The 282-nt window shown below is 62.4% G+C and carries 1 pseudogene; it reads left to right on the forward strand.

Features of this window, described 5'->3' with window-relative positions:
• A pseudogene (locus AAEZ06_RS27080) lies at positions 1 to 282 on the forward strand (phosphohydrolase); the annotation flags it as partial.

Below are 282 nucleotides of genomic sequence, written 5' to 3' on the forward strand. Positions count from 1 at the left end.
GAGCTGCTCTATTGCGGCTGCATGTTTCATGACATGGGACTCACGCACCGGCACAGCAGTGCATGCGAGCGCTTCGAAGTGGACGGCGCGAACGCCGCGCGCGATTTCCTGAAGGGCAACGGGATTTCTCAACAGGACATCGATGTCGTGTGGACCTCGATCGCGCTGCACACCACGCCCGGCATCCCGCAGCACATGCATCCGGTTGTCGCGCTGGTCACGGCGGGCGTCGAGATGGACGTACTGGGCCTCACTTACCCGGAATACAGCGATACCGAGCGG

The sequence above is a fragment of the Pseudomonas sp. HY7a-MNA-CIBAN-0227 genome (genome assembly GCF_040310325.1).
GTDB lineage: Bacteria > Pseudomonadota > Gammaproteobacteria > Pseudomonadales > Pseudomonadaceae > Aquipseudomonas.